The following is a 14378-nucleotide window of genomic DNA, read 5'->3' on the forward strand; positions in this document are numbered from 1 at the left end:
GCGAGAGCAGCACGTCCGCGATGAACGCGACCAGCAAAGCGATGGTGGTCGCTCCGCTGAACATCAACATGGCAGCGAACAGGCGTAGCCATATCACCTGATGGCCGAAGCTGAAGTCGCCGTAGCCGGTTGTGGTGATCGTCTCGACGGTGAAGTACAGCGCGTCGATCCACGACATCCGCGGGCGGTGGTAGTTGTAGTGCAACACGATCATCGAGGTGGCGAGCAGAATGCCCGCACCCACCAACGCCGGATAGAACGCCGGGTTGAAGTCATTGAGCACCACTCGGATGGCGTCGAGTACTCGCCGCAGCCGGGGGCGTTGTGCGCGTGTCCCGGTCGGCTGCCGAACCTTGATGCCACGATCGGCCGCCTCGTCAGCGGTCCCGATCATCACCGTCCAGTCACCGGCGTGCACCCGCTCATCCCGACTCGGACATGCCACCACCTCGCCGGGGGTCGGGGAGTTCTCGCCGCGGATGACCGCTACCGGTGCCAAGTCGCCGTAGATCTCCCACAGCGTCCCGTCGCGGGGTGCTTCGCTGCCGTAAGCGACGAATTTGATGTCGGCGGCTTCGAACGGGTGGGTGGTGTGTGACAGGCAGGCTTCCACGACCGACGGCGCGGCGAGTTCGGCGACGTTGAAGATCGCACCGGGCCCGTTGTCGTCGGCCACCGCTGTGCGCAGCACATCGTTGGTCAGCCGCGCCACCACACGCAGGTTCGGGTTGGCTCTTCTTGCCAGCAAGGCGATTTCGAGATTTGTGGCGTCATCATCTCCGGCACATACGACGGCGATCGCGCGCGCGATTTCGGCGCGGGCGAGCGAGCGGGCGACGCCGGCGTTGGCAAGCTCAGTGTTGTCCAGCTTCACGACACGCGCGCCAGCCCTTTTCAGCTCCTCGATGATCGTCGTGGCCAGCGCATCGTCACCGCTGACAATGATGTGATGATGCATGCTCTCATTCGCCACTCGGGAATACCTGATCGCGATCGAGTCGAAGACTCCGCGCGGGTAGGCACCCGCTTTGCCGATGCCGTTACTGTTGAAGGTTACACCACGGTGTTATGTCGTCAGGCCTTGACACTGAATTTTGCGTCACGCGAAGGTGACTGGCTACCATCCGCGGTTCGTGGCACCGGAACGCAGACGAGACCCTGAAGGCATTCTCGCACAGAGTGATTCGCCCGCGGCGACGCAGTCCTGAAGTCTGGCTGTGAACGGATTGGATCTAGGCACGAAAAGCACTGCGGCGATCGGTGCGTCGTGATCGAGGTGTCCGCTAATGAGCGACAAAAACGATCACGCTTCGAAGCGATAGCCCATGCCCGCTTCGGTCAGCAGATGGTTGGGCCGCGACGGGTCATCCTCGAGTTTGCGCCGCAGCTGCGCCAGATAGACGCGCAGGTAGTGAGTTTCCTTTGCGTACTTGGGTCCCCACACCTCTCTGAGCAGGTCCTCACGCCCCACCAGCTTGCCGCGGTTGCGGACCAGCATTTCCAGCATTCCCCACTCCGTGGGTGTCAGGTGCACCTCCGTGCCGTCCTTGATCACCTTCTTTGCCGACAGGTCGACAGTGAATGACCTGGTTTCCACCACCGGTTCGTCGCCGTCTGCTGACACAGCGGCCCTGCGCACCGCGGCGCGCAGCCGTGCCAGCAGCTCGTCCATGCCGAATGGCTTGGTGATGTAGTCGTCTGCACCGGCATCCAGTGCTCCGACCTTGTCTGCGGAATCGGTTCGTGCCGACAGCACGATCACCGGCGCGCTCATCCAGCCGCGCAGCCCGGCGAGCACCTCGATGCCGGATATGTCGGGCAGGCCAAGGTCCAGGATCACCACGTCGGGGTGTTGGTCGGCGGCGGCCCGCAGTGCAGCCGATCCGGTTGCGGCTGTGGTCACTTCGTAGCCGCGCACCGACAGGTTGATTCGCAGCGCACGCAGAAGCTGCCGGTCGTCATCCGCCACTAGTACGCGAGTCATGAGTGTGCCTCCGGCGGCGCCTCGAGATCCACCAAAATGGTCAACCCCCCGCCAGGGGTGTCGGTCGCGGCAATGGTGCCGCCCATCGCCTCGACGAACCCCTTGGCCACCGACAGGCCGAGGCCCAGACCGGAGCTGTTGTCGGTATCGCCCAGCCGCTGGAACGGCTCGAACATCCGCTCCGCGGCGCCTTTGGCGACGCCCGGCCCTTCGTCGACGACGTTGATCAGCACACGCGTCCCCACCTGACCCGCATTGACCCGCACCATGCTGTTGGGTGCGTAACGTAGCGCGTTGTCGATGAGGTTCGCCAGCACCCGTTCCAGCAGACCCGCGTCGGCCATCGCGACCGTCCCGCCGACCTCCACCTTGACCCGGTCGAGGCTGCCCCGGCCGACGGCCGTGGTGCGCTTGCCAATACTGACAAGCGCGCGCTGCACGACCTCTTCGAGGTAGACCTCGGAGAGCTGTGGCCGGACCACGCCGGCGGCCAGCCGAGACGAGTCCAGCAGGTTGGCCACCAGGGAGGTCAGCTGGTCGATCGACTCTTCAACGGTGGCAAGCAATTCGGCGGTGTCCTCGGGCGAGAACCAGACGTCTTCGGCGCGCAGGCTGGATACCGCTGCCTTGGCGGCGGTCAGCGGAGTCCGCAGGTCGTGGCCGAGGGCAGAGAGCAGCAGGCGGCGCAGCTCATCGGCCTCGGCGAGCGATTGAGCCTTGCCGGCCTCTGCGGCGAGCTCACCCTGTTTAACCAGACCTGCGGCTTGCGTCGCGACGACCGACAGCACCCTGCGGTCACGCGCGGTCAAGGCGCGGCCGGACATCAGCATCCAGAATTCCTCATCGCCCACTTTCACGGCGGTGTCAGCGGAATCCACCGTCGCGCAAGGGTCTTTGCCCACACTTGCGACCGGCTCCGGGTGACCGTCAACGTCACGCACCAGGCACACCGCGCGCTGAGAGTAAGCCTCCCGTACCCGCTCCAACAGCGTGGCGAGATCGGCGCCGCGCAGCACCGACCCGGCGAACAGCGCCAGCAACTCCGCCTCCTGAGTCGCGCGCCTGGCCTCGCGGGCACGGCTGGCTGCGGCGTCCACCAGTACGGCGATCGCCATCGCGACCCCCAACAGAACCACGATGGTGACGGCGTGGCTGGACTTGGCGATGGTGAAGGCGTGCCGGGGGTCGGTCAGGAAATAGACCAACAGCGCCCCGGACAACAGCCCCGACAGCACGGCCGGTGCCACACCGCCGAACAACGCGACGGCAATCACCCCGGCGAAGAAGACGGCAGTCTTTGCGCCGATGTCCAGCACCGGGTCCAACCACTGCGCCGTGATCCCCAAGAGGGCCCACGGCACAGTGATGGCGGCCAGCCAGGACGCGATGTTGCGAGCGCGCGGCGAGACCGACGAGAACGAAAACCCGCGGTGAGCCTGCTCATGGGTGACCATGTGCACGTCGATCTTCCCCGAGCGCTCGGTGGTGGTCGCTGCGATTCCCTCGCTGAAGATCCTCGCCCACCGTGACCGCCGGGAGGTGCCGAGCACCAGCTGGGTGGCGTTTGTCTCGCGGGCGAAGTCGAGCAGCGCGGTCGGCACCTCGTCGCCGACCACGGTGTGGACCGTCGCGCCCAGGCTGGCGGCGAGTTCGCGCACCTTACCCATTTGGGGTGCGGAGACGCCCGACAGTCCGTCGCCGCGGACGACGTGCACCACCATGAGTTGGGCGCTCGACCTCGATGCGATGCGGGAGGCGCGGCGCACCAATGTTTCCGATTCCGGGCCGCCGGTCACGGCGACGACCACCCGTTCGCGGGCTTCCCAGGTGTCGGTGATCTTCTTGTCGGCACGGTATTTCGCCAGCGCCGCATCGACCTGGTCCGCAAGCCACAGCAGCGCGATTTCACGTAGCGCGGTCAGGTTGCCGGGGCGAAAGTAGTTGGACAGCGCCGCGTCGATCCGCTCCGGCGGATAGACGTTGCCGTGCGCGAGCCTGCGCCGCAACGCTTCCGGCGTGATGTCGACCAACTCGATCTGAGCTGCTTTTCGGACGACTTCGTCGGGCACGGTTTCCCGCTGCTCGACGCCGGTGATCTGGGCGACGACGTCGTTGAGGCTCTCCAGGTGCTGGATGTTGAGCGTCGAGATCACGGTGATCCCGGCGTCAAGCAGTGTTTCGATGTCCTGCCAGCGCTTGGCATTGGCGCTGCCCGGGATATTGGTATGCGCATATTCGTCGACCAGCACCACTTGCGGCCGACGCCGCAACACCGCCGCGACATCGAGTTCCGGGAAAAGGGTTCCGCGGTAGGAGATATAGTGCGGCGGAATGACCTCGATGCCCTCGAGGAATTCGGCGATCTTCTTGCGGCCGTGGGTCTCCACTACCGCCGCGACGACGTCGGTGCCGCGCTCCAGCCTGCGGTGCGCTTCGCCGAGCATGGCGTAGGTCTTGCCGACTCCGGGGGCCGCGCCGAGGTAGATGCGCAACTCGCCACGTCGCTGCTTTGGCACATTTTGGGCAAGCGGGTCATCGCGGTAAGTTGCTCCCGCCGCAAGCGGCTCATCGGGGCATGCCGCTTGTGGCGCTGGCGGCTCATCGGCGGAGGTCACATGAACATCATCTAACGGAAAGTTCAAGACTTCACATCAACCGGAAAGTTCAAGACTTCACCGGGTAATTGCGGTCCAATTCGAGATTGAGTTGCAGCACGTTAACCCTCGGCTCACCGACGAAGCCGAGCAGACGGCTGTGCTGGTTGTGGCGGACCGCGTCGCGCACCTGGGCGGCGCTGATCCCGCGCGTGCTCGCCACCCGGGCCACCTGGATATCGGCGTACGCCGGCGAGATATCGGGGTCCAGGCCGCTAGCGCTGGCGGTGACGGCGTCGGCAGGTACCACCGGGTGATCAGACGCCGCGCCGCGAATCGGAACGATCTGACCGATCGAGTAGTCCTGGCCGTACTGCGCGCATTCCACCCGCACACCCTCGTAGAGCTGCTGGAACACCGTGGTTGGTGCGCTGCCGGGCTTCGAGCAGGGTTCGTTCACGCTGACCACCCGGGTCGGATGGATCACGTTGCCGGATGAATCCCGCGGCCCGATCACCGACAGCACAGCGCCTACGCCGCCGCCGGTGCAGAACGGGCGTGAGCCGTCGACCTTCTCGAGCTGGCCGATCGCGAAGCTGCGCGAGCACACCTGGGTCAGCAGGCTAGGTTTGAATCCGGCGGTGGACGGATCGGCGCCGGGAGCCAGCTTGGTGGGATCGGCCGGTGTGTCGACGATGTTTTCCGGGCCCAGGTTGGTGGGTCCCGATGCCAGTGGATCGTAGCCCTTTCCGGCTGCCGACGGCCTGCTCTGGAAGTACTGCGGCAGTGGGTTCCCGTCCTTGTCGGTGAACAGCTGGCCGATCAGTTTGCTGCCGACCGGCTTTCCGGAAACGTTGACGATCGAGCCCTCCGCCTTGGCGTGCAACCCGGGAAGTAGCGCGACTCCCCAGACGACCAAGGGGTAGGCGAAGCCGGTGATCACGGTCAGTACCAGCAGCGCGCGCAGAGCCGCCCAGTGCTGGCGAATCAGGTTGGAAAGGTTCATGTGCGTCGCTCCTCCTCATCGCTTCGTCCCCCTCGCCGCTGCGCGGCTGGGGGTGCCCCCACTGCATCGTCGCCGACGCGGTTCATGTCAGCCCATCCCGGGGATAAATTGCACGACGAGGTCGATCAGTTTGATGCCGATGAACGGGGCGACGATGCCCCCCAGCCCATAGATGTAAAGGTTGCGGCTCAGCAGTTTCGACGCGCTGCTCGGTGTGTACTGAACACCGCGCAGCGCCAACGGAATCAGCGCGACGATGATCACCGCGTTGAAGATCACCGCGGAAAGAATCGCCGACTGCGGGCTGTGCAACCGCATCACGTTGATCGTGTCCAGTCCGGGGAACAGGGCCACGAACATGGCCGGGATGATCGCGAAGTACTTGGCGATGTCGTTGGCGATCGAGAACGTGGTCAACGCGCCACGCGTGATCAACAGCTGCTTACCGATCTCGACGATCTCGATGAGCTTGGTGGGGTCGGAGTCCAGGTCCACCATGTTGCCGGCCTCTTTGGCCGCGCTGGTCCCGCTGTTCATCGCGACCCCGACGTCGGCCTGAGCCAGCGCCGGCGCGTCATTGGTGCCGTCACCGGTCATCGCGACCAGCCGGCCACCCTCCTGCTCACGCTTGATCAGCGTCATCTTGTCTTCGGGGGTGGCTTCGGCAAGAAAGTCGTCGACCCCGGCCTCGTCGGCGATCGCTTTGGCGGTCAGCGGGTTGTCACCGGTGATCATCACCGTTCGGATGCCCATCTTGCGCATCTCGTCGAACCGCGCACGCATGCCGTGCTTGACCACATCCTTGAGGTGGATGACGCCGAGCACCTCAGCTTTCTTGCCGTCGCCGTTGGTGACCACGCCGACCACCAGCGGGGTTCCGCCGGCGGCGGAAATGCCATCGACGATCTCGCCGAGAATGTCGGGAATGGTGCCGCCCTGGTCGTGGATCCACTTGGCCACCGAGCTGGCCGCGCCCTTGCGCAGTTGTCGTCCGTCGAGGTTGACGCCCGACATCCTGGTCGTCGCTGTGAATTCGACCCAGTGGGCGTGGCTGAGTTCGCCGGGGGAGCGCTCGCGCAGCCCGTAGGCCTGTTTCGCGTAGACGACGATCGAGCGGCCCTCGGGGGTTTCGTCGGCCAGGCTGGACAGCTGAGCGGCGTCCGCCAGCTCCTCGGACGTGACACCGGTGACCGGGATGAATTCCGATGCCTCCCGGTTGCCCAGGGTGATCGTCCCGGTCTTGTCCAGCAGCAAGGTGTTGACGTCGCCGGCAGCCTCGACCGCACGGCCCGACATGGCCAGCACGTTGCGCTGTACTAGCCGGTCCATGCCGGCGATGCCGATCGCGGACAGCAACGCGCCGATGGTGGTGGGGATCAGGCACACCAGCAGAGCCACCAAGACAACGCCGGTGACGCCGTTGTCGGTGAGGGCGGAGGTGTTCGCCACACCGGGGTTGTTGGTCTTGGAGTAGATCGCCAGCGGCTGCAGCGTGGCCACCGCGAAGACGAAGATGATGGTCAGCGCCGCGAGCAGAATGTTCAGCGCGATCTCGTTCGGTGTCTTCTGCCGGTTGGCGCCCTCGACCAATGCAATCATCCGGTCGATGAAGCTTTTGCCGGGCTCTTGGGTGATCTTGACGATGATGCGGTCCGAGAGCACGGTGGTGCCGCCGGTGACCGCGGAGCGGTCGCCGCCGGACTCCCGGATCACCGGCGCTGATTCGCCGGTGATGGCGGATTCGTTCACCGACGCAATGCCTTCCACGATCTCGCCGTCGCCCGGGATCATTTCGCCCGCCTCCACGACGACAATGTCGCCTTTTTGCAGTTCTGGTGCCCGGACGTCCTCCTCCGTGCCGGGAGTCTCGGGTGACCAGCCTCGTAGCCGGCGCGCGATGGTGTCGGCCTTGGATTTGCGCAGGGTGTCGGCCTGGGCTTTGCCCCGCCCTTCAGCGACAGCCGTAGCCATGTTGCCGAAAAGCACTGTCAGCCAGAGCCAGAACACGACGAGCCAGCCGAACCACGACGAGTCGCGGATCGTCAGCACCGTCGACCAGACGGCGCCAATCTCGACGATGAACATCACCGGGTTGCGCCACAGGGTGCGCGGATCGAGCTTGCGCAATGCGTCGGGCAGCGATTTGGTCAGCAGCGCGGGGTCGAGTCGGCCGCCCTGAACCCGCCCGCCCGGCGCGTGGCCGCCGTGGTGGCGCTGCGATGAACGGGCGGAACGGGCTTTCAAAGCCGTAGAAGTTGGCATTTCAGTGAATTCCTTCAGCCAGGGGCCCGAGTGCCCACATGGGCAGGAATGTGAGGGCAACAAGAATCACCGTGACGGCGGCGACCATTCCGATGAACTGCGGACGATGGGTGGGCAGGGTACCGGGGGACTCCGGCTTATGACCTTGGCGGGCCAGCGAGCCGGCCAACGCGAGCACCAACACGATTGGCAGGAACCGGCCGAAGACCATCGCCAGGCCCACTGCGGTGTTGTACCACGTGGTGTTGGCGTTCAGGCCCGCGAAAGCCGAGCCATTGTTGTTCGCGCCGGAGGTGAACGCATATAGCACCTCCGACAGGCCGTGCGGTCCGGTGTTGAGCATGCTCGCGCGTTCGCCCGGCAGCGCCATCGCGATGGCGGTGCCGATCAGCACGATGAGGGGAGTGACCAGGAAATAGCTTGCGGCGAGCTTCATTTCGCGGGGGTTGATCTTCTTGCCGAGGTACTCCGGCGTGCGCCCGACCATCAGCCCGGCGACGAACACCGTGATCACCGCAAGGACCAGCATGCCGTACAGGCCAGATCCGGTGCCGCCGGGCGCCACCTCACCCAGCTGCATGTTAAAGATCGTCATCATGCCGCCGAGGCTGGTGTAGGAGTCGTGAAACGAGTCGACGGCACCACAAGAGGTCAGCGTGGTCGAAACGGCGAACACCGAGGAGTTGGGAACACCGAAGCGTTGCTCCACACCTTCCATGGCCGCCCCGACCGCGGTCGGCACCGTGCCGTGGTGCTGCAGCTGCATCCACATCGTGATCGTCCAGCTGATCGCGGCGAGCGTCGTCATGATTGCGGCTATCGCGTAGCCCTGCTTCTTGCTGCCCACCATGCGCCCGAATGTGCGCGGCAGCGAGAAGCTGATCACCAGTAACAGGTAGATCTCCAGCCAATTGGTCCAGGCGGTCGGGTTCTCAAACGGATGCGAGGAGTTCGCGTTGTAGAAGCCGCCGCCGTTGGTGCCGAGTTCCTTGATCGCTTCCTGGCTGGCGACCGGTCCTCCGGTGATCGTCTGCTGGGAGCCGCCCAGCGCGGTCACGACCTGGTCGTGCAGGTGGAAGTTCTGGATCATTCCACCGGCGATCAGCACGATTGCGGCGATAAACGAGAGCGGCAGCAGGAGGCGCAGCGTCCCGCGGACCAGATCCACCCAGAAGTTGCCCAGATCGTTGCTCTTAATTCGGGCGAAGCCGCGAACCACCGCGATCGCGACGGCTATGCCCACCGCGGCGGAGACGAAGTTCTGCACGGCCAAGCCGGCCATCTGCACCAGGTGGCCCTGCGTCGACTCGCCCGAGTACGCCTGCCAGTTGGTGTTCGTTACGAAGCTGATCGCGGTGTTCCACGCCAGCGACGGGGTCATCGGTGTCGCTGGATCGTGTAGGTGTAGCGGCAACTTGCCCTGCACCAACTGGAAGAAGAAGAGAAACAGCACGCTGACCGCCGAGAACGCCAGGACACTGCGGGCGTAGGCGTACCAGGGCTGTTGGGCTTTGGGGTCGGCGCCGATGGCGCGGTAGATGACCTTCTCGACTCGCCAGTCCCGCGGCGAGGTGTAGACGTGGTACATGTAGTCGCCCAGCGGTACGTGTACCGCTACCAATGCCAGCACGAGCAAAGCGAGGAATGCGATCCCCGCGGCAGAAGTGCTCACCTAAAACCTTTCCGGAAGGAACAAGGCCGCGACTAGATAGACCGCCAGCAGCACTGCCAGTGCGAGGCCGATGATGTTGTCGTAGCTCATAGCTTTTCGACCAGCTTTTGCGCAAAGCCGAGGACGGCGAACACTCCCACCGTCAGCAGGACGTAGGCAACCACGGACATAGTTTCTCCGTTCGTGACAAGCCGATCAGAGCGATCGTCGATCGAGTCTGGGCATCGCCATGCAATCTAGACCTCCTCGGTGAAGATCTGGAACGAAGCTATGCGTCGTTCTTACGTAATTCCGCATCCCTTACGCTTTCTTTACGCTTGCCGGCCACCTCTGGGTTTGCCGCCCGCGGACGCGTCTAACCCTATGCTCGTAGGCCAGACCCGTCGACCATAGTTTGTGCAGGAACACGCCTAGGCCGAGCCGAAGTTTGCGAACCGTCTGGTCTTTGCTGCGGCGGGTGTGATCCACTACTCAACGATGGGCACGCGCACCCGGAAACTGGTTTGGCCGTTGCCGGATTCGGCGGTGACCGAGCCTTCGTGGGCCTTGACGATCGAGGCGACAATAGCCAGGCCCAATCCATTTCCGGACCCGTCGGATGGGGAGTTCTTCGCGCGCACGAATCTCTCGAACAGGTGTGGGAGGAGATCCGGGTCAATGTCGGGCCCGTCGTTGGCAACCGTCAACTCGGCGTATGGCTCACCGTTCTCCGATCGGCGGCAGGCGATTCCCGTCGTCACCGTGACACCGGGCGGGGTATGTACCCAGCCGTTGGTCAACAGATTGCTGACGAGCTGGTGGAGGCGGTCGCGGTCCCCGCGCACCCAGACCGGCTCGTCGGGCAGGTGCTTGACCCAGCGATGGGTGGGTGCGGCCACCGCCGCGTCGTTCACCGCATCGAGGACGAGGTCGCCCAAGTCGACGTCTTCGGTGCGCAGATCCTCGCCTTCGCCCAGGCGCGAGAGCAGCAACAGCTCGTCGACGAGCGACGTCATCCGTTGGGCTTCCGACTCGATACGGGCCAGTGCGTATTCCGTCGTCGGTGGCAATGCGGCGCTGTCTTGGCGGGTGAGCTCGGAGTAGCCCTGGATCGCTGCCAGCGGCGTGCGCAGTTCGTGGCTGGCGTCGGTGAGGAATTGCCGCATCCGCCGGTCGGATTCGGCGCGGTATACGAGTGCGCTGTCTACGTTGTCAAGCAATCGGTTTAGGGTATGTGCGACGATGCCCACCTCGTTGTCCGGATCGATATCCTGCAATTGCACTCTGGCAGTGATGCGATGGTCGTCGCCGATAAGTGGTGTGCTGGCGACCTCGGCGGCGGTCGCGGCGACACGGCGCAGGGGGCGCAGGGCGTATCCGACCACCAGAGTGGTCAGGCCCGCCGTTACTAATAGTGCGGCCACCAAAAGTATTGTGGCGCTGATGATTCGACGGGTGATAGTGCGGTTTGCCAGCTCCAGCGAAACCCCGACGACGAGGCGGTCTTCGGGACCGGCGCTTTGGCTGTCTACCAGGAATGAACCGAGGCTGCCCAGCGTCACGGTGCGTTGCTGGTCGTCGTGCCAGGGCTGTGCCCTGATAGCGGCGACGACATCGGGCGGGGCGGGGCGAGGGTCGTCTTCGTAGAAGACCGCCGAGCCGATGACATCGCCGTTGTGGAGTACGGCGATGATGTTCCCCGCGTTCTGTCCGGTGAATTCCAACATCACGTGTGCGATATCCCCATGATGTGTCGATTCACCGCGGCGGTACCTGATGAACGAATGGTCGAGTGCGTCAAGCGATTCGGTAACTTCAGCATCGTTGATCGCATTGACGTAGTTGCGAAAACTCAACACCGTGACCACGCCGACCACCAGCACGACAACCGTGACCACCACTGACAGCCCAACTACCAGCTGACGGCGCAAGGTTCGTGGGCGCCACCAGGGTGTGCGTGGGGCCCTGGTCATTTGCGCCGCTCCTCCTCATCGCTTCGCTCTGCATCGTCGCCGGCGCGGGTCATTTCGGCGGTCGCAGCATGTATCCGACACCGCGCACGGTGTGGATCATCGGCTCCATGCCGGCGTCGATCTTCTTCCGTAGATATGAGATGTACAGATCGACAATGCTGGTACGTCCTGCGAAGTCGTAATTCCAGACACGGTCCAGGATCTCGGTGCGGGTCAGGGCGCGGCCCGGATTGCGCATCAGGAAGCGCAGCAGCTCGAACTCGGTTGAGGTGAGCGGGATGGGTATGCCTGCCCGCGCGACTTCGTGGCTGGCGCCGTCGAGTGTGAGGTCGCCCACTTTGAGACCCTCTTCCGCCGGCGCGGCCAGGTAGTTGGAGCGGCGAAGGAGTCCGCGCAGCCGGGCGACCAACTCCTCCAGGCTGAACGGCTTGGTCATGTAGTCGTCGGCGCCCGCGGTCAGGCCGGTGACCCTATCCATCACCGAGTCCCGTGCGGTGAGGAACAGGGTGGGGGTGTAGTCGGCGGCCTCGCGGATCCGCTCCAGGATCTGCAGGCCGTCGACATCGGGAAGCATGATGTCGAGGACGAGCACGTCTGGGCTGACCTGCTCGAACTTCGGCACGGCCTCGCGACCGCTGTGCGCGACCTCGACGGTCCAGCCTTCGTAGTGCAGAGCCATTTTGACCAAGTTGGTCAACGCCGGTTCGTCATCGACCAGCAAAACCCGGATGGGTGACCCATCGGCGCGGGTGATCCGGGGCAACTGACCGAGGATGACCTGACGTGGCCGCTGTTCGCGCGCGGAACCCGACATTATCGCCATGCACCTCCATCGTTCCTCGCTCACATGCCATTGTCACAAAGCTGTCACGAAACTCATATCGTTCTCAAATGTGTCGGCGGTCGGGCGAGCAGCCGCCCAGGCCGTCAGATATGGGTTCCCTATGCATCTCATCGGTGAGCTTGCGATGCCGTTGTGCTCCAAAAAGACTGGGTAACAGAGCTCTTAACCAGGGAGATGGCAGACCAAAAGTGAGGCTACACCGCTAACCGATTGTGCGTGAACGTTTTACGTAACTCTGCCGTAACAATATCCGCTGAAGAGCAGTCTCCGCGACCAACGATGAACGCGGGCAGTTTTCACAGACAACTTTGGAGTAATCAATGTATTTCTCGTCTTTCGTCACCACGCATCCGGAGATGCTGTCGGTGGCGGCCGGCGATCTCGGGGGCATCGGTTCCGCGATGGCTGCCGCGAATGCGGCCGCAGCGGGTCCGACAGGTGGGGTCGTCCCGGCGGCGGCCGACGAGGTGTCAGCGCTGACGGCGGCGCAGTTCGCCGCCCACGCGGGCAGCTATCAGGCCATCAGCGCTGCGGCGGCAGCCGTTCATTCGGCCTTGGTCAGCACCCTGCAGACCAACGCCGCATCTTATGCCGCGACCGAAGCCGCCAACGCGATCGCAGCCGGCTAACCCGGGCACGACGGAAGCAAAGAAAGGTAAGGACGATGGACTACGGGGCGTTACCCCCGGAGATCAATTCGGCTCGGATGTACGCCGGCCCTGGCGCAGGGTCGATGCTGGCGGCCGCGTCGGCCTGGGACGGGCTGGCGGCTGACCTGAACTCCACGGCAGCCTCCTACGGTTCGGTGATTTCCGGGCTCACCGGTGGGTCTTGGCAGGGTGCAGCGTCGACGTCGATGGCCGCCGCGGCCGCACCGTATGTGACCTGGATGAGTGCCACCGCGGCCCAAGCCGAGCAGGCGGCAAGCCAGGCCAGGGCGGCGGCCGCCGCCTACGAGGCCGCGTTCGCGATGACGGTGCCACCAACGGTGGTCGCGGCCAACCGGGCGCAGTTGATGGCGCTGATGGCGACGAACTTCCTGGGTCAGAACACGGCGGCGATCATGGCCACCGAGGCCCACTACGGGGAAATGTGGGCCCAGGATGCCGCAGCCATGTACAGCTACGCCGCCAGCTCGGCGGCCGCCTCGACGTTGGCGCCGTTCGCCCCGCCCAAGTCGACCACCAACCCAGCCGGCCTGACCGGTCAGTCCGCCGCGGTGGCCCAAGCCGCCGGCGCTACCGCCGGCAGCCACGCGCAAACCGTCGCTTCGACCTCATTGTCGGCGGTGCCTCAGACGCTGCAGGGACTCGCACAGCCGACGCAGACGGCGTCCGGCCTGTCGTCACTGGTGACGAGTAACGGTGCGGCGCTAGCATCCTCCGGCGCGTCGGGGGCAACTGGACCGGTGAGTGCACTGTCGAGTTTGGCGGGCTCGACGGGCAAGGGTGTCGGCAAAACTGCGGGCACCGGCACGGCCGCCAGCTCGGGCCTCGGGGCTCTGGACAGCCTGGTGGACATGGGGTCATCTTCGTCAAGTGGAGTCGCCGATTTGGGTTCGGATGCGGCCGGCCTAAGTCCCGATGCCGCCGGTCTGGGAACCAACGTCGGCGGCATGGGCACGAGTCTCGCCGGCGTCGGGATGAACTTCCCGGGAGCCGATTCGCTGTTCGCCTCCGAAGGTATGGGGCAATCCGGCGAGTTGGGCGGGTTCGGTCTGGCACCTGCTCTGGGCGGTCCGACGCCGATGGGATCCTCGCTCGGCTATGGTGCTGCGGCGACTATGGGTCACGCAAGCTCTGTCGGAACGCTGTCGGTGCCGCAGACATGGGCGGACGCCGGGCCAGCCGCGTCGGTGCCTGCCGGCCCAATGCCCGTGCCCACCACGGGCTTTGGCGCGGCGCCTGCTGCGTCGACCAAAGCGCCGGCTACGCCAAAGGTGACATTCCCGGCTCTGGTCGAACGCGAGGCCGATGGGCTGCAGCGAATAGGCTTGCGTGCCACCATGCTCCCGCCGCCGCTGGTCGGCTAATAAGCCAAAACGGTTGTGGCCCGCACACCGTT

Annotated in this window: 11 protein-coding genes and 1 pseudogene; 2 read left to right on the plus strand and 10 right to left on the minus strand. The window is 64.8% G+C overall.

What is annotated here, in order from left to right; genetic code table 11:
• From ACLQI9_RS19765 to ACLQI9_RS19810, 10 genes and pseudogenes are all read right to left on the minus strand, one after another.
• On the minus strand, positions 1–958 hold a 958-nt coding region (locus ACLQI9_RS19765), incomplete at its 3' end, for an ion channel (protein ID WP_442392048.1).
• 345 nt (positions 959–1303) lie between these two features.
• Complete coding sequence (locus ACLQI9_RS19770; RefSeq protein ID WP_442392042.1) at positions 1304–1984, minus strand: response regulator; 681 nt, start codon at positions 1982–1984, stop codon at positions 1304–1306.
• On the minus strand, positions 1981–4500 hold the full coding sequence (locus ACLQI9_RS19775) for an ATP-binding protein (protein ID WP_442392049.1): 2520 nt from the start codon (positions 4498–4500) through the stop codon (positions 1981–1983). The genes ACLQI9_RS19770 and ACLQI9_RS19775 overlap by 4 nt, the downstream gene beginning before the upstream one ends.
• Positions 4501–4648: 148 nt before the next feature.
• Complete coding sequence (locus ACLQI9_RS19780) at positions 4649–5584, minus strand: potassium-transporting ATPase subunit C (protein WP_442392043.1); 936 nt, start codon at positions 5582–5584, stop codon at positions 4649–4651.
• Positions 5581–5682: pseudogene (locus ACLQI9_RS19785) on the minus strand (hypothetical protein); the annotation flags it as partial. The pseudogene ACLQI9_RS19785 and the gene ACLQI9_RS19780, both read right to left, overlap by 4 nt.
• The gene (gene kdpB / locus ACLQI9_RS19790) at positions 5672–7846 is read right to left on the minus strand and encodes a potassium-transporting ATPase subunit KdpB (RefSeq protein WP_442380915.1); all 2175 of its coding nucleotides are present in this window, start codon (positions 7844–7846) and stop codon (positions 5672–5674) included. The pseudogene ACLQI9_RS19785 and the gene kdpB, both read right to left, overlap by 11 nt.
• Before the next feature lies 1 nt (position 7847).
• Positions 7848–9518 (minus strand): potassium-transporting ATPase subunit KdpA, encoded by a 1671-nt coding sequence (gene kdpA, locus ACLQI9_RS19795; RefSeq protein WP_442392044.1) that lies wholly within the window; start codon positions 9516–9518, stop codon positions 7848–7850.
• Positions 9519–9608 carry a K(+)-transporting ATPase subunit F gene (gene kdpF / locus ACLQI9_RS19800; RefSeq protein WP_442380919.1) on the minus strand — a complete coding sequence of 30 codons (90 nt, stop codon included), beginning with the start codon at positions 9606–9608 and terminating at the stop codon, positions 9519–9521.
• A gap of 377 nt (positions 9609–9985) precedes the next feature.
• Entirely contained in the window at positions 9986–11470 is a 1485-nt protein-coding gene (locus ACLQI9_RS19805; protein WP_442392045.1) for a sensor histidine kinase, read from the minus strand.
• A 49-nt stretch (positions 11471–11519) separates the two neighbouring features.
• A complete protein-coding gene (locus ACLQI9_RS19810) occupies positions 11520–12293 on the minus strand; it encodes a response regulator transcription factor (RefSeq protein WP_442392046.1) in 774 nt (257 codons plus the stop codon).
• 341 nt (positions 12294–12634) lie between these two features.
• On the opposite strand from ACLQI9_RS19810, the gene ACLQI9_RS19815 reads away from it, so the two are divergent.
• Together ACLQI9_RS19815 and ACLQI9_RS19820 are read left to right on the plus strand one after the other, a co-directional pair.
• Positions 12635–12943 (plus strand): PE family protein, encoded by a 309-nt coding sequence (locus ACLQI9_RS19815; protein WP_442380925.1) that lies wholly within the window; start codon positions 12635–12637, stop codon positions 12941–12943.
• 35 nt (positions 12944–12978) lie between these two features.
• Positions 12979–14346 carry a PPE family protein, SVP subgroup gene (locus tag ACLQI9_RS19820; RefSeq protein ID WP_442392047.1) on the plus strand — a complete coding sequence of 456 codons (1368 nt, stop codon included), beginning with the start codon at positions 12979–12981 and terminating at the stop codon, positions 14344–14346.
• Positions 14347–14378: the final 32 nt, after the last annotated feature.

Source organism: Mycobacterium sp., from assembly GCF_052143115.1.
Classification (GTDB): Bacteria; Actinomycetota; Actinomycetes; order Mycobacteriales; family Mycobacteriaceae; genus Mycobacterium.